An 18,324-nucleotide genomic window follows, 5' to 3' on the forward strand; every position below is an offset into this window, starting at 1 on the left:
CCGAGGCCGCCAGCAAGGCTGGAGCTGCCCGGGTCACCGGAGAAGCCGAGGCCGCCAGCAAGGCTGGAGCTGCCCGGGTCACCGGAGAAGCCGAGGCCGCCAGCAAGGCTGGAGCTGCCCGGGTCACCGGAGAAGCCGAGGGGTGCGGCACACGCGCCCGGAGGGGCTGGGGTGGTGTGCCTCGGGGCGCCGGAGGGGCTGGATCTTGTGCCTCGGGTCGCCTGGAAGGGCTGGGTTTCGTGCCTCGGCGCCGGGCGGAGGCGGTGGTGTGCGCGGGGCCCCGGTGAGGGCAGACGGCGGCAGGGCTACTCCGCAGGGGCGTGGGCCGGTTTCCTGGGGGCGGGGGGCGCGGGGCGCCCCACCCGGTTCAGATCGATGTCCCGGGTCTCGCGCATCGCGAGATAGACGACCAGCGAAACCGCCGCACACCCAGCCACATACCAATAGAACCCCGACTCCACCCCGGAATCCTTGAACCACAGCGCCACATACTCCGCCGTCCCCCCGAACAGCGCGTTGGCGATGGCGTACGGCAGCGCCACCCCCAGCGCCCGCACCCCGGTCGGGAACAGCTCCGCCTTCACACAGGCGTTGATCGACGTGTAGCCCGTCACCACCACCAGCGCCAGCAGCGCCAGCCCCAGCGCCGGCCAGAAGGAGTCCGCGTGCTTCAGCATGGTCATGATCGGCACGGTGAGGAAGGTGGAGCCCAGCGCGAAGGTGATCAGCAGCGGGCGCCGGCCGATCCGGTCGGAGAGCGCCCCGGCGAGCGGCTGGAGGCAGGCGAAGACGATCAGGGCGCAGAACGACACCAGGGTCGCGGTCTGCTTCTCCATCCCGGCGGAGTTGGAGAGGTACTTGGTGAGATAGGTCGTGTACGTGTAGTACGCGACGGTGCCGCCCATGGTCAGCGCGATGACGAGGAACGCCTCCCGCTTGTGGACCAGCAGCGCCCTGACGGTGCCGCGCTCGGCGGCCGGGGTGTCGTCGCCGGACTCCTCGTACACCTCCGTCTCCAGCATGTTGCGGCGCAGATAGAAGACGACGGCCGCGCCGAGCGCGCCGATGATGAACGGGATGCGCCAGCCCCAGCTGTGCAGCGCCTCGTCGGACATGGTGCGCTGGAGGACGATCAGCAGCCCCAGGCCGAGGATCTGGCCCACCGTCATGGAGACGTACTGGAAGCTGGAGGCGAGCCCCCGGTGGCGGGGGGCGGAGGCCTCGGTGAGATAGGTGGCGCTGGCGGCGTACTCCCCGCCGACGGAGAGACCCTGGAGGAGCCGGGCGACCAGGAGGACGGCGGCGCCGCCGTACCCCGCGACGGCGTAGGTGGGCGCGATGGCGATGAGCAGCGCGGAGGCCGACATCAGGGTGACGGTGAGGGTCAGCGCGGCCTTGCGGCCCTTGCGGTCGCCGACCCGGCCGAGCAGCCAGCCGCCGACCGGGCGCATGAAGAAGCCGACGGCGAAGATACCGGCGGTGTTCATCAGCTTGGCGGTGTCGTTCCCCTCGGGGAAGAACGCTCCGGCGAAGTAGGTGGCGAAGCTCGCGTAGACGAACCAGTCGAACCACTCGACCATGTTGCCCGCCGAGCCGATCCAGATCTTCTTCCAGTGCTCTCGTCCCATGGGGGGAAACCGTGCCGGGCGGCGCGGGGGGCCGACAAGGGGAGGCGGGGCAACGATCGGGAGTACTTGCGTGCGTTGCGTTCCCGGCGGGGTGCCGGGCTCGGTGCGCGGGGAGCGCGCTCCGGAGCGAGCGCGGCCCGAGTGCTTCAGCGCGCCGGGGCGAAGAGGGTTTCGGCGAGGAATTCGCCCACGTGCGCGAGGACTTGCGGCCGTCCGGTCCCGGGGAGGCCGACCGCGACATGGACGCTGAAGCCGTCGAGCAGCGCCCGCAGCCGGGTGGCGTAGCGGTCCGGGTCGACGGCCCGGAAGTCGCCCCGGGAGCTGCCCTCGGCGAGCAGGGCGACGAGGTCCCGGTGCCAGGCGCCCTCGATGGCCGCCTGGCGGGCGCGGGCGTCCTCCCCCGCGTTCTGGGAGCGGTTCCAGACCTCGAGCCACAGCGCCCAGTGGGGGTCGCCCGGTCCTTCGGGGAGGTAGAGCCCGACATAGCCGGTGAGCCGCTCGGCGGTGGGCGCGGGCCCGGAGAGCAGGGCGGCGCGCTCGGCGCCGAGGCGGCCCTCGCTCCACTCCAGGGTGCGCAGCAGGAGTTCGTCCTTGGTGCGGAAGTAGTAGAGGAGGTGTCCGCTGCTCATGCCGACCTCGCGGCCGAGCCCCGCCATGGTGAGCCGGTCGAGTCCATGGGCCGCGATGGTGGCCATGGCGGCGGCGAGCACGGACTCACGGGGCGGGGCGACATTGCGCCGTCGGGCGGGCGGGGTCATTCGGGTGCCTCCACGCGGGGAGCCGCGGTCGTCCGGGGGTGTGACGGCGGGCCGGGGCGGGCGGGCGTCCGGTGGTCACGGACGGCGCACGGCGGCACGGCCGTCCGCGCGCCGCCGTCCATGCGCTGTCATCCGTACGTTGTACCTGATCCGCCGGGAGACTCAAGGGGCGGGCCGGTCTCCCGGGGTACCCGGGGCTGCTGTTGTGTGATGCAGTGGATGCCGCCGCCGCCCGCGAAGACGGTCCGGGCGTCGACCAGGACCACTTCGCGGTCCGGGTGGAGCCGGCGGAAGATCTCCGCCGCGTGCTCGTCGCGCGGGTCGTCGAAGGCGCAGAGGACGACCGCGCCGTTGCAGAGGTAGTGGTTGATGTACGAGTAGTCGGCCCAGCCGCCGCTCTCGTCGCGCAGGGCGGTCGGGGCGGGGACCTCGATCACCTCGATCGGGCGGCCCCGGGCGTCGGTGCTGCTCCGGAGGAGGCCGACGTTCTCCCGGCAGAGGTCGTGGTCGGGGTGGGCGGGGTCCGGCTGGGTGTGGGCGACGATCGTGCCGGGGCGGGCGAAGGCGGCGACGATGTCGACATGGCCGAGGGTGCCGTAGCCGTGCGGCGGGTAGTCCGCCGTCAGACCGCGCCGGAGCCAGATCGCCTTGGTGGTGCCGAGCCGGGCGTGGATCTCGGCCTCGACCTGCTCCCTGGTCCAGCCCGGGTTGCGCTCGGGGCCGAGCTGGACGGTCTCGGTCAGCAGCACCGTGCCCTCGCCGTCGACATGGATGCCGCCGCCCTCGTTGGTGAGGGGTGAGCTGTGCACGGGGACACCGGCCAGGGCGGCGACATGGCGGGCGAGTGAGGCGTCGTGCTCCCAGCTCGCCCACTCCTGGGCTCCCCAGCCGTTGAAGACCCAGTCCACGGCGGCCAGCCGGGTGCCGTCGGTGACGAAGGTGGGGCCGGTGTCCCGCATCCAGGCGTCGTCCAGCTCGCGCTCCACGATCTCGGTCCCCGGGCCGAGGAGGGCGCGCGCCTCCGCCGTCCCGCCGGGGCCGACGACCATCGTCACCGGTTCGAAGCGCCCCACCACACGGGCGACCTCCGCCCAGGCGCGGCGGGCGGCGGCGAGGTCGTCGCCGGTGAAGGTGGGGTTGGCGACCGGCCAGGCCATCCAGGTGCGCTCGTGCGGGGCCCATTCGGGCGGCATGCGGAACATCGTCCGTCCTAGAGGAGCTAGAGGAGCCAGAGATAAGAGAGATAAGAGAGGTACTAGAGGAAGTAGAGGCGGTTGAGGGAGACCGACTCGGCGGGCGAGGAGCGGACCGGGGCGCCGTCGAGGGTGACCGCCCCGGTGCGGGCGTCGACGGACACCTCGCCGATCCGGGAGTTCAGCAGCAGATCGGCGGGGCCTTTCCCCCGGGTGTTCCGGACGGCGACCCGCCGCCGGCGGGTCGGCATCCGGTCCCCGCCGAGGTCGGCGGCGGCCCGGGCGACAAAGGCGACGGACAGCTCGGCCGGGGCCGCTCCATGGGCGCCGAACTGAGGGCCGAGGACCAGGGGTTCGCAGGTGTCCGTGGCCGCGTTGGGGTCACCGGTCACTCCGTACGCGGGGAAGCCGGACTTCAGTACGAGCTGGGGTTTGGCCCCGAAGAACTCCGGGCGCCACAGCACGATGTCGGCCATCTTCCCCCTCTCCACGGAGCCGATCTCATGGGCGAGGCCGTGGGCGATGGCGGGGTTGATGGTGAGCTTGGCCAGATAGCGCAGCACCCGGCCGTTGTCGTCGTGGGCGCCGTCGCCCTCCGCGGGGCCGAGTTCGGCCTTCATCTTCCCGGCCATGGCGAAGGTGCGGCGGACGGTCTCGCCCGCGCGGCCCATGCCCTGGGCGTCGGAGGAGGTGATGCCGATCGCGCCGAGGTCGTGCAGCACGTCCTCGGCGCCCATCGTCCCGGCGCGGATGCGGTCCCGGGCCATGGCGGCGTCCCCGGGCAGATCGGTCTTGAGGTCGTGTACGGAGACGATCATGCCGTAGTGCTCGGCGACGGCGTCCCGGCCGAAGGGGAGGGTCGGGTTGGTGGACGAGCCGATGACGTTCGGCACGCCCGCCATTCTCAGGACGTTGGGGACATGGCCGCCACCGCACCCCTCGATGTGGAAGGCGTGGATGGTCCGGCCGTCCAGGACGCGGAGGGTGTCCTCGACGGAGAGGCACTCGTTGAGTCCGTCGCTGTGCAGCGCGACCTGGACATCGTGCTCCTCGGCGACGCGCAGGGCGGTGTCCAGGGCACGGGTGTGGGCGCCCATGTCCTCGTGGACCTTGAATCCGCTGGCGCCGCCCTCGGCGAGGGCCTCGGTCAGCGGGGCCGGGTCGGACGAGGAGCCCCGGGCGAGGAAGCCGATGTTGACGGGCCAGGCGTCGAAGGCGGCGAAGGCGTGCCGCAGGGCCCAGGGGGAGTTGACCCCGACACCCCAGACGGGGCCGAACTCCTGGCCGATGACGGTGGTGACCCCGGAGGCGAGGGAGGCCTCCATGATGCGCGGCGAGAGCAGATGGACATGGGTGTCGACGGCGCCGGCGGTGGCGATCAGGCCCTCGCCGGAGACGATGGCCGTGCCGGTGCCGGTGACGACATCGACCCCGTCGAGGGTGTCGGGGTTGCCGGCGCGGCCGATGCCCGCGATCCGGCCCTCGCGGATGCCGATGGAGACCTTGCGGATGCCCTGGACGGCGTCGATGAGCAGGACGTTGCTGATGACGAGGTCGCAGGTGTCACGGACGGCGGCGGCCTTGAGGTGGAGTCCGTCGCGGGCGGTCTTGCCGAAGCCGGCGAGGAACTCGTCGCCGGGTTTCTGCGCGTCGGACTCGACGCGCACCACGAGCCCGGTGTCGCCGAGCACGACCCGGTCACCGGCGCGGGGGCCGTGGACGGCGGCGTACTCGGCGGGGTCGATTCCGGTCATGGGCTCCGCTCCTTCTTCCGGGGCTGTCCGGGGCGCCCGGGGCGCCCGGGCCGGGCGGTGGCGGCCCTGCGGGCGGCGGTTCCCGCGCGCGGCGAGAGCAGCCCGGTCACCGCGGTCACGGCGGCCACCACGAGGACGACCGTCAGCAGGGAGTACGAGGGCAGTTGGGGGGCCGGGGAGGTCTGGCCGGGCGGCTCGGGCCGGGCGACCACCGCGATCACCGGAATGACCGCGATCACCGCTCGGCGCCCAGATACCCGCAGGCGGCGGCCCTGCGCAGGGCCTCCTCCCTGGCTCCCGGGGCGTCCAGCTCCCCGTCGACCAGCCCTGCGAAGCCGATGGCGATCCGGGCGCCGCCGATGGGGAGGAGACCCACCTCGGACTCGGCTCCGGGGTCGAAGCGGACGGTGGAGCCGGCCGGGACGCACAGCCGCATGCCGTAGGCGGCGGACCGGTCGAAGTCCAGCCGGGGGTTGGCCTCGAAGAAGTGGAAGTGGGAGGTGACGCTCACCGGTACGGGCGCGGTGTTCCGCACCGTCAGCCGCAGCTCCGGCTCCGGCCCGGGCAGCGCGGGCCCGGGGAGCACCGCGCCGGGGGCGGCGGCGCCCAGACCGCCGCCGCCGATCGGGTCGGCGACCACCGCGAGCCGGGAGCCGTCGTCGAAGACCGCCTCGACATGGACCTCGGTCACCACATCGGCGACCCCGGGCAGCACGTCATCGGGCCCGAGGACGGAACGGGCCGCCTCGATCGCCTCGGCCAGCCGCCGCCCGTCGCGCGCGGCCTCGCAGACGGTGTCCGCGATCAGCGCGGTCGCCTCGGGCACATTGAGCCGCAGCCCCCGCGCTCTGCGGGCCCGCGCCAGCTCGGCGGCGCTGAAGAGCAGCAGCCGGTCCCGCTCGGTCGGGGTGAGTCGCACAGCGTGACCTCCTTCTTGGAACGGCACTCTAATCATGAGGTCCGAAAAGTGGAAGGCCACTGCTTGATTCATTGAACCCGGCTCGAATATCCAACGGCCCGGGCTCAGTCGACTGCTCCGCCCAGATCCTTGGCACAGGCCGAGACCGCCGCGCGGAACGGACGCGCCGAGGGGTCGTCGTCCCGTTTCCGCTCGGGGTCCTCCCCCCCCCGTGACGCGCCCATGCCCCCGTCCTCACCGAAACGGGAGGACAGGGGCATGGACAGCGGGGCGGAATCGGTCAGCCCAGGTCGTGCATCCAGCCGTGCTCGTCCGGGGTGACGCCGCGCTGGATGTCCAGCAGGGCCTGGCGGAGCCGGAGCGTCAGCTCGCCCGGGCGGCCGTCGCCCTGGGTCCACTCGGCGTTCGCCGACTTCACCGAGCCGACGGGGGTGATCACCGCGGCCGTGCCGCAGGCGAAGACCTCGGTCAGGGTGCCGTTCTCGGTGTCGCGCCGCCAGTCCTCGGTGGAGATCCTGCCCTCCTCCGACTCGTACCCCAGGTCCTCGGCGAGCTTGAGCAGCGAGTCCCGGGTGATGCCGGCGAGCAGGGAGCCGGTCAGCTCGGGGGTGACGATGCGGTTCCCGTACACGAAGTACAGATTCATCCCGCCCATCTCCTCGACCCACCGGTGCTCCAGGGCGTCCAGCCAGACGACCTGGTCGCAGCCCTTCTGGGCGGCTTCGGCCTGGGCGAGCAGGGAGGCGGCGTAGTTGCCGCCGGTCTTGGCGAAGCCCATGCCGCCGGGGACCGCGCGGACATAGTTCTCGGAGAGCCAGACGGAGACCGGCTGGACGCCGCCGGGGAAGTACGCGGCGGCGGGGCAGGCGATCACGATGAAGAGGTACTCGTTGGCCGGCCGGACCCCGAGGCCGACCTCGGTGGCGATCATGAACGGGCGCAGATAGAGGGAGGCCTCGCCGCCGTGCGCGGGGACCCATGCCTTGTCCTGGCGGACCAGCGCGTCACACGCCTCGATGAACAGCTCGGTGGGCAGTTCGGGCATGGCGAGCCGGCGGGCGGAGCGCTGGAAGCGCTCGGCGTTGGCGTCCGGGCGGAAGGTGGCGACGGAGCCGTCGGGGCGGCGGTAGGCCTTGAGTCCCTCGAAGATCTCCTGCGCGTAGTGCAGCGTCATGTTCGCGGGGTCGAGCGAGAGCGGCGCGTACGGGGTGAGCTGGGCGTCGTGCCAGCCGACACCCTCCGACCACTTGATGGTCACCATGTGGTCGGTGAAGTGGCGGCCGAACCCGGGGTCGGCCATGATCGCCTCTCGCTCCGCGTCGGAGAGCGGGTGCGACGAGGGCTTCAGCTCGATCGTGGGCGTCGTCATGAGTGCAAATGTCCTTCACCGTTGATTGTGACGGACCGCGCTCACGCCGCTACTGATGCTAGGACGTCCGAGCATTCCCGTATGCCACGGCCCGGTTCGATTATCGCTCGAAGGTACCGGTGCGAGAAAGCAGGGTGGAACGGGTGAAAGCGGTCCCGGTCAGATGATGCACCCGGGGCCGCACAGGAGGAAGCCGCCGGGTGCGTGTGCGACCCGGCGGCTTCCGTGGAAGCGTCGGGTCAGCCGGCTACTCGTACGGCGAGCGCGTCGCCGATCTCCTCCGTGGTACGGAAGGTGCCATCGCGCTCCGCGAGGTCGGCGGAGACGGCCTGCTCGATGCGCGCGGCCTCGGGCTCGAAGCCGAGGTGACGCAGGAGGAGGGCGACGGAGAGAACGGTGGCCGTCGGGTCCGCCTTGCCCGTGCCCGCGATGTCGGGGGCCGAGCCGTGCACGGGCTCGAACATCGACGGGAAGGCGCCCGAGGGGTTGATGTTGCCGGAGGCGGCGAGGCCGATCCCGCCGGTGACGGCGGCGGCCAGGTCGGTGAGGATGTCACCGAAGAGGTTGTCCGTGACGATGACGTCGAAGCGCTCCGGCTGGGTGACGAAGAAGATCGTCGCCGCGTCGACGTGCAGATAGTCGGTGGTGACCTCGGGGTACTCCTGGCCGACCCGGTCGAAGATGTTCTTCCACAGATGGCCCGCGTAGACGAGGACGTTGTTCTTGTGGACCAGCGTCAGCTTCTTGCGGGGGCGGGAGTTGGCCCGCTCGTACGCGTCACGGACGACGCGCTCCACTCCGTACGCCGTGTTCAGGCTGACCTCGGTGGCCACCTCGGCGGGCGTGCCGGTGCGCAGCGAGCCGCCGTTGCCGGTGTAGGGGCCCTCGGTGCCCTCGCGGACGACGACGAAGTCGATCTCGGGGCGGCCGGCCAGCGGGGTCGCGGTGTTCGGGAAGAGCTTCGACGGGCGCAGGTTGACGTAGTGGTCGAAGGCGAAGCGCAGCTTGAGCAGCAGCCCGCGCTCCAGCACCCCGGAGGGGACGGAGGGGTCGCCGATGGCGCCGAGGAGGAGGGCGTCATGACCCTTGAGGGCCTCCAGCTCCGCGTCGGGGAGGGTCTCACCCGTGCGGTGCCAGCGCTGGGCGCCGAGGTCGTACTCCTTGGTCTCCAGCTTCACATCCTGCGGGAGGACCGAGGAGAGGACTTTCAGGCCCTGGGCCACGACCTCCCGGCCGATGCCGTCACCGGGGATCACTGCGATGTTGAGGCTGCGAGACATGTCGGGCACCCTACTCTTCGTCCCATCCCATGACATCGCACGTCCAGAATATGGACGCGCCCGGTTACCGGACCCACGGCCGGCGCTCAGCGCGCCCGGGCGCCGGGCGCCGCGGCCCGCCGGTCAGTGCCCGGCGGAGCCTCCGTTGTCGCGGCGGTCCAGGGCGCGCTGGAGCGCCGCCGCGGCGTTCTTCCGGTCGGACTCGGACAGATGGCGGGCGGCGTGGCGGACACGGCGGACGGTCGCTGCGGGCATGGTGATCGACTCCTCGGAGATCGCGGGGATTTCGAAGGCGCCGGGCGGGGCGGGGAGCGGGCCACAGGGGTTGCCTGCGCGGGCACCGGCTCACAGCCGCCATTCGCTGGATCGAGCGATTCGTTCGGCTGCCACCACGCTAAGGCAGCGGCCTCTCACTGTCTCCACAAATAGTCGGACTTCCTAGTATCTGAGACGGAGATCATGGAACCCGCAGGTCACAGAGGTACGTCCAGGGGGCCGTCCAGGGCGCTTCCTGGGACCAGGCCGGATCAGGGAGCGGGCCCCCAGGCGCGCGAGCCCGGCACGATCCACAGGAAGCGCCTCAGGTCCGGGGCGCCCGTGGCTCCCGGCCGGCACGCGCATGCGCCCGCACCCCCTGCACATCGAAGAGAACGAGGAGTTCCGCCGCCCGGCCGTCCGCGCTGCCCATCCAGTGCGGTACGGAGGTGTCGAACTCGACGGCGCTGTCCGCCCGTACGGTCAGATCCCGCTCCCCGACCACCAGCCGCAGGGTGCCGCTGAGGACATACAGCCACTCATGGCCCTCATGGGTCCGCAGGGTCGGCTCCAGCGGTTCCGCCCGCGCCGGAATGATCATCTTGAACGCCTGGGTGCCGCCCGGGCGCCGGGACAGCGGAACGAGCGTCACGCCGAACCGGCTGATCGGCCTCAGATGAATCCGGGGGTCGCCGGCCCGGGGGGCGCCCACGAGATCGTCCAGCGGGATGTCGTAGGCGCCGGAGAGCCGCAGCAGCAGTTCCAGGGTGGCCCGGCGCAGACCGCCCTCCAGCCGGGACAGGGTGCTCTCCGAGACCCCGGTGGCCGCGGAGAGCTCCCCGAGGGTGAGGCCGCGCGAGAGCCGCAGCGCGCGCAGCCTCGGCCCGACCGCGTTCAGTACGTCTTCCCTTGCGGAATGGTCCATGGGGCCAGCTTGCCGAAACAGCAAGGATCGGTGCGACACCGGGGCACCGCCGCCGAGACTGGCCGCCCGGAACCCACCCGGGAGTCCGAAGGCGAGGAAGGGACCTCATGGAGCACTCCGAAGCGGCACGTTACTGGGACCAGGTGTACGCGGAACGGCCCGCGCCGACCGATCCCCGGCCGAACGACCGGCTGGTCGAGACGGTCGGCGCACTGCCCCCGGGGGACGCGCTGGACCTCGGCTGCGGGGGCGGCGGCGACGCGCTCTGGCTCGCGGGCCGGGGCTGGCGGGTCACCGCCCTGGACATCTCGGCCGTGGCGACCACCCGCCTCGCCGGGCTGGCCCGGGCACGCGGCCTCGACGATCTGATCACCGCCGAACAGCACGACATGCGCGCCTCACTGCCCGCGGCGCCCCGCGATCTGGTCACCGCCCACTACTTCCACACCCCGTACGCACAGGACCGGACGGCCATCCTCCGCTCCGCCGCGGAGCTGTTGCGCCCGGACGGACGGCTCCTGGTCGTCGACCACGGATCAACCGCGCCGTGGTCGTGGAACCAGGACCCGGAGGCGCGCTTTCCCTCTCCCCACGAGGTGGCCGCCCTGATGGACCTCTCCCCCGCGCGGTGGACGGTCGAGCGCGCGGACGCGGCGCGCCGGATCGCGGCCGGCCCCGACGGCAGCACCGCCGAGGTCGTCGACCACATCCTGCTCATCCGCCGGACCGGGTGACACCCGGGCGGGCCGCCGGTCCGGTCAGGGGTGGGCGGGGCGCTCCCAGACCAGGAGATAGCGCCAGAGCACCAGCCGCCGGTAGCGGCAGCCGGGCAGCGCGGCGGACGCCTCCGCGCGCACCCGGGACCAGCTCATCTCCGCGTCGCGCACGGGCATCCCCGCCGGGCCCCCGTCACCGCCGTGCCGGCGGGCGTGCAGCCGGTGGGCCACCGCTCCCGCCCCGCTGGTGAGCCAGTCGCCCGGTGTCCGGTCCCGGCCCAGACCGAGGACGGCGAGCCGGCCGCCGGGGGCGAGCAGCTCCGACAGTCTGGTGAGGGCGGCGGTGAAGGGGACATGGTGGAGCACGGCGACCGCGCTGATGAAGTCATAGCCCGCCGAGGGGAGGCCGGAGCCCGCCGGGTCGAGGAAGTCCGCCTCCCGGAAGGTGAGTCCGGGCACCCCCGCGCCGCGCTCGCGGGCGAGACGGATCATCTCGGGCGAGCGGTCGATCCCGGTGACCGCCCCGGCCCGCCGGGTCAGCCGGTGCGCCAGTAATCCGTCGCCGCAGCCGATGTCGAGGGCGGTACGGGCACCCGGCGGCACGGCGGCCAGGAGTCGCGGGTGATAGTGGACGTTGTGGTTCCAGTAGTCGGTCATCGGATCACCGTAGACAGCGGGGTCCCCGTAGCCGGCCATCGGGTCACCGTGGACAGTGGGGCGGCGCCGTCGCGAGCCATCGGCGCCCGCCCCGGGCCCTGCCCCCCGGCGCCCGCCCCGAACCACCCGGCGCCCAACCACCCGGCGCCCAACCGCCCGACCGCCCGGCCGCCGCCCCCGCGCCCGGGTCCCCGGCCGCCCGGTGTCCGATCCGGTCGCTCACACATACTCAGGAACGGTTGAGTATCCGGCCCGTGGTGGGGATTCGGCCACCGGACGAGAGTGAGCGCCATGAACGGCCTCTACGCTCTCAAGCCCTGGTACGCGGCCCGGCTCTCCGGAGTCCGGGGCGCGCTCGTCCGGCGGCAGGTGTCGCCCGACACCCTCACGGTCGCGGGTGTGGTGTGCGCGGCCGGTGCCGCCGCTGCGCTCGCCTGGCTGCCGGCGCCCCTCGCCGCCGCGCCGGTCGCGGTGCTGCTCGCCGCGCGGCTCGCCTTCGCCAATCTCGACGGCGCGCTCGCCCGGGACACCGGCCGCGCCACCCGGCGCGGCTCGGTGCTCAATGAACTCGGCGACCGGGCGGCCGATCTGCTGGCCCTGGCCGGATTCCTCAGCCTCGCGCCGCTGTGGCTGGTGGCCGTCGCCGGACTCGCCGCGACGCTGCCCTCCTGGGTGTCGCTGGCGGGCGCGGCGGCCGGCGGTCCCCGGCTCAACGGCGGCCCCGTGGGCAAGACCGAGCGCTGTCTGCTGGTGGTCGTGGCCGCGGCCACCGGCTGGGCGGTCCCCGTGCTGGCCGTCATCGCCGCCGGGTCCGCGCTCACCGCGCTGCTCCGGCTGGGACGGCTCCGGAAGGAGCTCGCGCGATGAGCGGGGTGATGGTCGCGGGCGACGCGGTGGGGCGGGCCCTGCCGCTGGTGGCCGGGGCGCTGGGGGCGGGCGGGATCGCGGTCGCCGCACTGCCCGCGCGGATACGGGCGCGGGCCGAGCTGCGCCGTCGCTGGCGCACCTGGGCGCTGGCCGCCCCGGTCTTCCTGGGGGCGCTGTTCCTCGGCGGGGGCGGGGCGTTCGCCCTGGCCGCCGGGCTCGGGGTGATCGCGGTGGGCGAGTACGTCCGGATGGCGGGGCTGCGCACCGCCGATCACGCGGTGCTCGTGGTGGCGTCGGTGCTGCTGCCGGGGCTCGCCTGGCTCGCGCCACAGGCCCTGGATTCGCGGACGGCGGGTCTGCTGCTGCTCGCCGCCGCGCTGCCGCCGCTGCTGTCGGGGGACACCGGCGCGGGCTTCACCCGGGCCGCCCGCTCGGTCTTCGCCCTGCTGTGGATTCCGGTCGCGCTGACGGGTCTGGTGACGCTCGGGGAGACGGCGGTCGCGGTGGGGCTCGCGGTGGCGCTCGGCGATGTGGGCGCGTGGTGCGGGGGTACGGCCCTGGGCCGGCGCGGCCCGCTCGCCCGGCCGCTCTCCCCGCTCTCCCCCAACAAGACCTGGGCGGGTGTGATGGGGGCCGCCGCGGCGACGGCCCTGGTGCTGGTCGCGGTCGGTGCCTTCGGCTGGCTGCTGTGGGCGGCGGTGCTGGCGGGGGGCGTGCTCGGGGATCTGCTGGAGTCGATGGTGAAGCGCGAGTCGGGTGTGAAGGACGCCGGGACCTGGCTGCCGGGGTTCGGCGGCCTCCTGGACCGGATCGACTCCCTGCTGCCGGCGCTGCTGCTGACGATGGTGGTGACGGTCCGATGACCCCGGTCACCGCCGGGCGGCGGCGCCCCGAGGTCCCGGCCGGGGCCTCCGGCCCGGGTGCCGCCGGACGCGGGCGCGGTTCCCTGGGCGGGGCGCTGCTGCGGCGGGCGCTGTGGTGGCTGGTGCTCACCCTCACCGGAGGGATCGAGCGGCGCGGGCGGCTGCCGCGCGGGGGGTGCGTGGTGGTGGCCAACCACGCCTCGCACGCCGACACCGCCGCCCTCCTCGCCGCCCTCGACGCCCGCCACACCCCCGCGATCGGCGCTGCCGCCGACTACTGGTTCGCCTCGCCGTGGCGGAGCCGGATCTGCGGCAGGCTCGCGGCCGGCTTCCCGGTGCGGCGGACCGGCGGCGGGATGGACGATCTGCTGGCGATGGCGGACGGGCTGCGGGCCGGGCGGGCGGTCGTCCTCTTCCCCGAGGGCACGCGCGGCGGCGACGGCCCGGTGGGCGCCTTCCACCGGGGGGCACTGGTGCTGGCCGCCGAGGCGGGGGTTCCGGTGGTCCCGGTCGGCATCGCGGGGACGGACCGGCTGCTGCCCAAGCACGGGCGGCTGCGCTCCTCGCTGGTCAGGGTGCGGATCGGCGTACCGCTGCCGCCGTCGGCCACGCCCGGGGAGGCGCGCGCGGCCGTCACGGCGCTGCACCGCAGGACGCGTGCCGAGTCGCTGCGGGACTCGGCGGCCCGGCGCCGGGTCGCCGCGTGGGCCGTCTCCCGGCTGGGGCTCCTGACCGCCTTCGTCTGGGCCTTCGCTGAGGCGCTGAGCTGGCCCCTGATGCCCGAACTGCTGCTGGGCGCGGCCTGTGTGGCGGCGCCCGGGGCCGCTCTGCGGCTCTCGGTGACCGCTCTCGCGGGCAGCCTCGCGGGCTCGCTGCTCGCGCTCCAGCTGGCGGGCGCCGGTCTCGCGCCGCCGGCGCCGCTGACGACGGACCGGATGCGGAGCGAGGTCCGGCGGCACATGTCGTCCGAGTCGGCGGACGCGGTGCGCCGGCAGCCCTGGAACGGCATCCCGTTCAAGGTGTACGCGGCCGAGGCGGGCCGGGCGGACATCCCGGCGGGCGAGTGGCTGGCGTCATCGGCCGCGGCGCGGGGCTCGCGGACCCTGACGGTGGGTCTGGGATTCGCGGCGCTGGGGCTGCTGCTGCGCCGCTGGCGGCGGTGGTACGGCGGATATCTGGTGCTGCTGGGCGGTGTCTTCGCGGTGGGCCTCGCCCTGATCGTCCGCGCCTGGCACTGACCGCCGGATTCGCGCAACCGACCGGTTGCGGATGGATCGGCCAGGTGCAACCCTGGAGTAGCACGTCACGAGAGATCCACCGAAGGAGGCGGCCACCATGACCGCGGACCGCATCGAGAAGGAGATCACCATCGCCGCGCCCGTCCAGCGGGTGTGGGCGGTCCTCACGGAGCCGGAGCACGTCGGCGCCTGGTTCGGCCAGGGCGAGCCGACACCCGTGGACCTGCGCCCCGGCGGGACGATGTTCCTGGACCACGGCGAGTACGGACAGTTCCCCACCACCATCGTGACGGTGGAGCCCCCGCACCGCTTCTCCTACCGCTGGGCGGCCGGATTCCCCGGCGAGCAGGCCACCGAGTCCAACTCCACCCTGGTCGAGTTCACCCTGACCCCCGAGGGCGACGGCACCCGGCTGCGGGTGGTGGAGACCGGCTTCGCCTCGCTCACCGTCCCCGAGGAGCGGCGGCAGAACGCCTCGTACGAGAGCCACGACGCCGGCTGGGCCGACCAGGTGGTCAACATCCGGACGTACGCGGAACGACCGGCGGCATGACGGAGGAGCCGATAGCCGCGACGGAGCGGTCCGGCGCCGACGGGACGGCGGAGGCCGCGGTCTCCGCCGTCCTGTCGGCGCTGGCCGACCCCACCCGCCGCCGGATACTGGACGCCCTCGCCGCCCGCGGCCGCGCCACCGCGACCGTGCTCGCCGGCGAGATGCCGGTGAGCCGGCAGGCCGTCGTCAAACATCTGGCCGTCCTCGCCGCCGCGGGGCTGGTCTCCGGCCGCCGGGAGGGCCGGGAGACGCTCTACACGGTCCTGCCCGCCCCGCTCGGGGTCACCGCCCGGTGGATGGAGCGGGTCGCGTCCGACTGGGACTCCCGGCTGGCGGCCGTCAAACGGCTGGCGGAGGCGGAGCGGGAACGGGACAGCCCCGCGGGAGCGCCGGGAGCGACGGGCGGCCGGGATGACCGGGGGTGACCGGACGGCCGGGGGTGACCGGGTCACCGGGTCACCGGGTCACCGGGTCACCGGGTCACCGGGTCACCGGGTCACCGGGTCACCGGGTCACCGGGAGCATGGAACCGCCCCCGTTCCGGCGTGGGGGCCGGAACGGGGGCGGGATCAGGGGGGCGGCCCGAGGGCTCAGCCCATGTGCGGGTAGCCGTACTCGGTCGGCGGCACCAGCGTCTCCTTGATGGCGCGGGTCAGCGTCCAGCGCATCAGGTTCTGCGGCGCGCCCGCCTTGTCGTTGGTGCCCGAGGCCCGGCCGCCGCCGAAGGGCTGCTGGCCGACGACGGCACCGGTCGACTTGTCGTTGATGTAGAAGTTGCCCGCGGCGAAGCGGAGCTTCTCCATCGTGTGCGCGGCGGCGGCGCGGTCGTTGGAGATGACCGCACCGGTCAGCGCGTAGTCCGAGACCGACTCCATCTGGTCCAGCATGGCGTCGTAGCGGTCGTCCTCGTAGACATGGACCGCGAGGATCGGACCGAAGTACTCCGCCTTGAAGACCTCGTTCTCCGGGTCGGAGCACTCGATGACGGTCGGGCGGACGAAGTAGCCGACCGAGTCGTCACAGGTGCCGCCGGCGATGATCGTGCACGCCGGGTCGGCGGCGGCACGGTCGATCGCGGCCTTGTTCTTGGCGAAGGAGCGCTCGTCGATCACGGCGCCGATGAAGTTCGACAGATCGGTGACATCACCCATGGCGATGCCGTCGACCTCGGCCGCGAACTCCTCCTTGAACCCGTCGTTCCAGATGGAGGCCGGAACGTACGCACGCGAGGAAGCGGAGCACTTCTGGCCCTGGAACTCGAAGGAGCCGCGGGTCAGCGCGGTCTTCAGCACGGCGCGGTCGGCGCTCGGGTGCGCGACCACGAAGTCCTTGCCGCCGGTCTCGCCGACGATCCGCGGGTAGGAGCGGTACTTCTCGATGTTGTTGCCGACCGTCCTCCACAGGTGCTGGAAGGTCCGGGTCGAGCCGGTGAAGTGGATACCGGCCAGGTCGCGGTGGTTCAGCGCCACCTCGGAGACGGCGATGCCGTCACCGGTCACCAGGTTGATGACGCCCTTGGGCAGGCCCGCCTCCTCCAGGAGCCGCATCAGCAGCACGGCGGAGTGGGTCTGGGTCGGGGACGGCTTCCACACCACGACATTGCCCATGAGGGCGGGGGCGGTGGGGAGGTTGCCCGCGATGGCGGTGAAGTTGAAGGGCGTGATCGCGTAGACGAAGCCCTCCAGCGGGCGGTGGTCCATGCGGTTCCACACACCCGGGGAGTTGGCCGGGGGCTGCTCGGCCAGGATGTCGCGGGCGTAGGCGACATTGAAGCGCCAGAAGTCGATCAGCTCACAGGGAGTGTCGATCTCGGCCTGCTGGGCGGTCTTGGACTGGCCCAGCATGGTGGAGGCGGCCAGCGTCTCGCGCCAGGGGCCGGAGAGCAGCTCGGCGGCGCGCAGAATGATCGCGGCGCGGTCGTCGAAGGACATGGCGCGCCAGGCGGGGGCCGCGGCCAGGGCGGCGTCGATCGCGTCCTGGGCGTCCTGCTCGGTGGCGCCGGCGAAGGTGCCGAGCACCGCGCCGTGGTTGTGCGGCTGCACGACGTCGACCCGCTCGCCGCCACCCATCCGCCGTACGCCGCCGATGGTCATCGGCAGGTCGATCGGGTTCTCGGCCAGCTCCTTGAGCCTGGCCTCCAGACGGGCGCGCTCGGGGGAGCCGGGGGCGTAGCCGTGCACCGGCTCGTTGACCGGCGCGGGAACCTTGGTCACAGCGTCCATGGGTGCCGAATCTCCTTAAGCAGTAGGTCGGTTGTGGGGGTTCAGCCGCGGCTGACCAGCGAGCGCAGGAAGAACGCCAGGTTGGCGGGGCGCTCCGCGAGGCGGCGCATGAAGTAGCCGTACCAGTCGGTGCCGTACGCGATGTAGACGCGCACGCGGTGGCCCTCGGCCGCCAGCCGGTGCTGCTCGGCCTCACGGATGCCGTACAGCATCTGGAACTCGTACTCGTCGAGCTTACGTCCGGCGCGGCGGGCCAGCTCCTGGCTGATGGAGATGATGCGCGGGTCGTGGGACCCGATCATCGGGTAGCCCTCGCCCTCCATCAGGATCTTCAGGCAGCGGATGTACGCCTTGTCGACCTCGGCCTTGTCCTGGTGGGCGACGGTCTCGGGCTCCTTGTAGGCGCCCTTGACCAGCCGGACCCGGGAGCCCGCGTCGGCGAGCGCGCGGCAGTCGTCCTCGGTGCGGAAGAGGTACGACTGGACCACGGCGCCCGTCTGGGGGAACCGCTCGCGCAGCTCGGCGTGGATCGCCAGGGTCGAGTCGACGGTGGTGTGGTCCTCCATGTCGAGGGTGACCGTGGTGCCGATCTCGGCGGCGGCCTCGACCACCGGAGTGACATTCCGCAGCGCCAGCTCGTGGCCGCCGGTGAGGGCCTGGCCGAAGGAGGAGAGCTTCACCGACATCTCGGCGCGGACCCCGAGGTCCAGCGGCTTGAGGGCCTCGATCAGCTCCAGATAGGCGTCACGGGCGCGCAGCGCCTCGGCCGGGTCGGTGATGTCCTCGCCGAGGACATCGAGCGTGATCTCCAGACCCCGGGCGGCGGTCTCCTGGACGACGGGGACCGTCTCCAGGACCGACTCACCGGCGATGAAACGGTTCACCACGGGCTTGGTGACCGGAGCGGCCGAGACAATCCGGCGCATCTGGTCGCTGCGCGAGGCGGCGAGGATCACGGGACCCAGCACGGGGACCTCCATCGAGAAGTACGGACGGCGCCGGGCACGGATCACGGGAAACGCGTCCGGAACGGCACGAAGAACCACCGTGAAATCTAAGGATCGCTCCGGTGCCCGGCCATCGACAGCTGTCACGCATCCGTGGCCGGGATCTCAGACATATGTCTG

19 protein-coding genes are annotated in these 18,324 nt (G+C 73.0%); 6 read left to right on the top strand and 13 right to left on the bottom strand.

Translation table 11 applies throughout. The annotated features are described in order from the left end of the window. Positions 1-305: 305 nt before the first annotated feature. From ACWCRA_RS06740 to ACWCRA_RS06785, 10 genes are all read right to left on the bottom strand, one after another. On the bottom strand, positions 306-1,628 hold the full coding sequence (locus ACWCRA_RS06740; RefSeq protein ID WP_351548930.1) for an MFS transporter: 1,323 nt from the start codon (positions 1,626-1,628) through the stop codon (positions 306-308). Positions 1,629-1,774: 146 nt separating this feature from the next. Beyond that, positions 1,775-2,386, bottom strand: a complete 612-nt coding sequence (locus ACWCRA_RS06745) for a TetR/AcrR family transcriptional regulator (protein WP_351548927.1) — start codon at positions 2,384-2,386, stop codon at positions 1,775-1,777. A gap of 128 nt (positions 2,387-2,514) precedes the next feature. Further along, the gene (locus ACWCRA_RS06750; RefSeq protein ID WP_351548924.1) at positions 2,515-3,588 is read right to left on the bottom strand and encodes an agmatine deiminase family protein; all 1,074 of its coding nucleotides are present in this window, start codon (positions 3,586-3,588) and stop codon (positions 2,515-2,517) included. Between the two features lie 53 nt (positions 3,589-3,641). Further along, a complete protein-coding gene (locus ACWCRA_RS06755; RefSeq protein WP_451066973.1) occupies positions 3,642-5,333 on the bottom strand; it encodes an urease subunit alpha in 1,692 nt (563 codons plus the stop codon). After that, positions 5,330-5,572 (bottom strand): hypothetical protein, encoded by a 243-nt coding sequence (locus ACWCRA_RS06760; protein WP_451066974.1) that lies wholly within the window; start codon positions 5,570-5,572, stop codon positions 5,330-5,332. Before ACWCRA_RS06760 ends, ACWCRA_RS06755 begins: the two co-directional genes overlap by 4 nt. Further along, positions 5,569-6,252 carry an urease subunit gamma gene (ureA, locus tag ACWCRA_RS06765; protein ID WP_351548915.1) on the bottom strand — a complete coding sequence of 228 codons (684 nt, stop codon included), beginning with the start codon at positions 6,250-6,252 and terminating at the stop codon, positions 5,569-5,571. The genes ACWCRA_RS06760 and ureA overlap by 4 nt, the downstream gene beginning before the upstream one ends. Before the next feature lie 280 nt (positions 6,253-6,532). After that, complete coding sequence (locus ACWCRA_RS06770) at positions 6,533-7,621, bottom strand: branched-chain amino acid aminotransferase (protein ID WP_351548912.1); 1,089 nt, start codon at positions 7,619-7,621, stop codon at positions 6,533-6,535. A gap of 239 nt (positions 7,622-7,860) precedes the next feature. Beyond that, positions 7,861-8,901 (bottom strand): 3-isopropylmalate dehydrogenase, encoded by a 1,041-nt coding sequence (locus ACWCRA_RS06775; protein WP_351548909.1) that lies wholly within the window; start codon positions 8,899-8,901, stop codon positions 7,861-7,863. Positions 8,902-9,024: 123 nt separating this feature from the next. Continuing rightward, positions 9,025-9,156, bottom strand: coding sequence for a hypothetical protein (locus ACWCRA_RS06780; RefSeq protein WP_351548906.1), 132 nt, complete (start codon positions 9,154-9,156; stop codon positions 9,025-9,027). Between the two features lie 325 nt (positions 9,157-9,481). Beyond that, entirely contained in the window at positions 9,482-10,081 is a 600-nt protein-coding gene (locus ACWCRA_RS06785; RefSeq protein WP_351548903.1) for a helix-turn-helix domain-containing protein, read from the bottom strand. Positions 10,082-10,188: 107 nt separating this feature from the next. Here ACWCRA_RS06785 and ACWCRA_RS06790 point away from each other — a divergent pair, with 107 nt between their 5' ends. Continuing rightward, a complete protein-coding gene (locus ACWCRA_RS06790; RefSeq protein ID WP_451066975.1) occupies positions 10,189-10,815 on the top strand; it encodes an SAM-dependent methyltransferase in 627 nt (208 codons plus the stop codon). A 24-nt stretch (positions 10,816-10,839) separates the two neighbouring features. Here ACWCRA_RS06790 and ACWCRA_RS06795 read toward each other — a convergent pair whose 3' ends face one another. Further along, a complete protein-coding gene (locus ACWCRA_RS06795; RefSeq protein ID WP_351548897.1) occupies positions 10,840-11,454 on the bottom strand; it encodes a class I SAM-dependent methyltransferase in 615 nt (204 codons plus the stop codon). Positions 11,455-11,745: 291 nt separating this feature from the next. On the opposite strand from ACWCRA_RS06795, the gene ACWCRA_RS06800 reads away from it, so the two are divergent. From ACWCRA_RS06800 to ACWCRA_RS06820, 5 genes are all read left to right on the top strand, one after another. Beyond that, complete coding sequence (locus tag ACWCRA_RS06800) at positions 11,746-12,321, top strand: CDP-alcohol phosphatidyltransferase family protein (protein WP_351548894.1); 576 nt, start codon at positions 11,746-11,748, stop codon at positions 12,319-12,321. Next, positions 12,318-13,184: a phosphatidate cytidylyltransferase gene (locus ACWCRA_RS06805; RefSeq protein WP_451066976.1), complete on the top strand. Its 867-nt coding sequence runs from the start codon at positions 12,318-12,320 to the stop codon at positions 13,182-13,184. Before ACWCRA_RS06800 ends, ACWCRA_RS06805 begins: the two co-directional genes overlap by 4 nt. After that, positions 13,181-14,422 (top strand): lysophospholipid acyltransferase family protein, encoded by a 1,242-nt coding sequence (locus ACWCRA_RS06810; RefSeq protein WP_451066977.1) that lies wholly within the window; start codon positions 13,181-13,183, stop codon positions 14,420-14,422. The genes ACWCRA_RS06805 and ACWCRA_RS06810 overlap by 4 nt, the downstream gene beginning before the upstream one ends. Before the next feature lie 97 nt (positions 14,423-14,519). Continuing rightward, entirely contained in the window at positions 14,520-14,975 is a 456-nt protein-coding gene (locus ACWCRA_RS06815; protein ID WP_351548885.1) for an SRPBCC family protein, read from the top strand. Beyond that, entirely contained in the window at positions 14,972-15,400 is a 429-nt protein-coding gene (locus ACWCRA_RS06820) for an ArsR/SmtB family transcription factor (RefSeq protein WP_451066978.1), read from the top strand. Before ACWCRA_RS06815 ends, ACWCRA_RS06820 begins: the two co-directional genes overlap by 4 nt. A gap of 165 nt (positions 15,401-15,565) precedes the next feature. Here the strand turns inward: ACWCRA_RS06820 and pruA are convergent, their stop codons facing one another. Together pruA and ACWCRA_RS06830 are read right to left on the bottom strand one after the other, a co-directional pair. Next, a complete protein-coding gene (gene pruA, locus ACWCRA_RS06825) occupies positions 15,566-17,197 on the bottom strand; it encodes an L-glutamate gamma-semialdehyde dehydrogenase (RefSeq protein ID WP_351548879.1) in 1,632 nt (543 codons plus the stop codon). A 41-nt stretch (positions 17,198-17,238) separates the two neighbouring features. Continuing rightward, entirely contained in the window at positions 17,239-18,165 is a 927-nt protein-coding gene (locus ACWCRA_RS06830) for a proline dehydrogenase family protein (protein ID WP_351548939.1), read from the bottom strand. Positions 18,166-18,324 lie beyond the last annotated feature (159 nt).

The sequence above is a fragment of the Streptomyces sp. NPDC001889 genome (genome assembly GCF_053594535.1).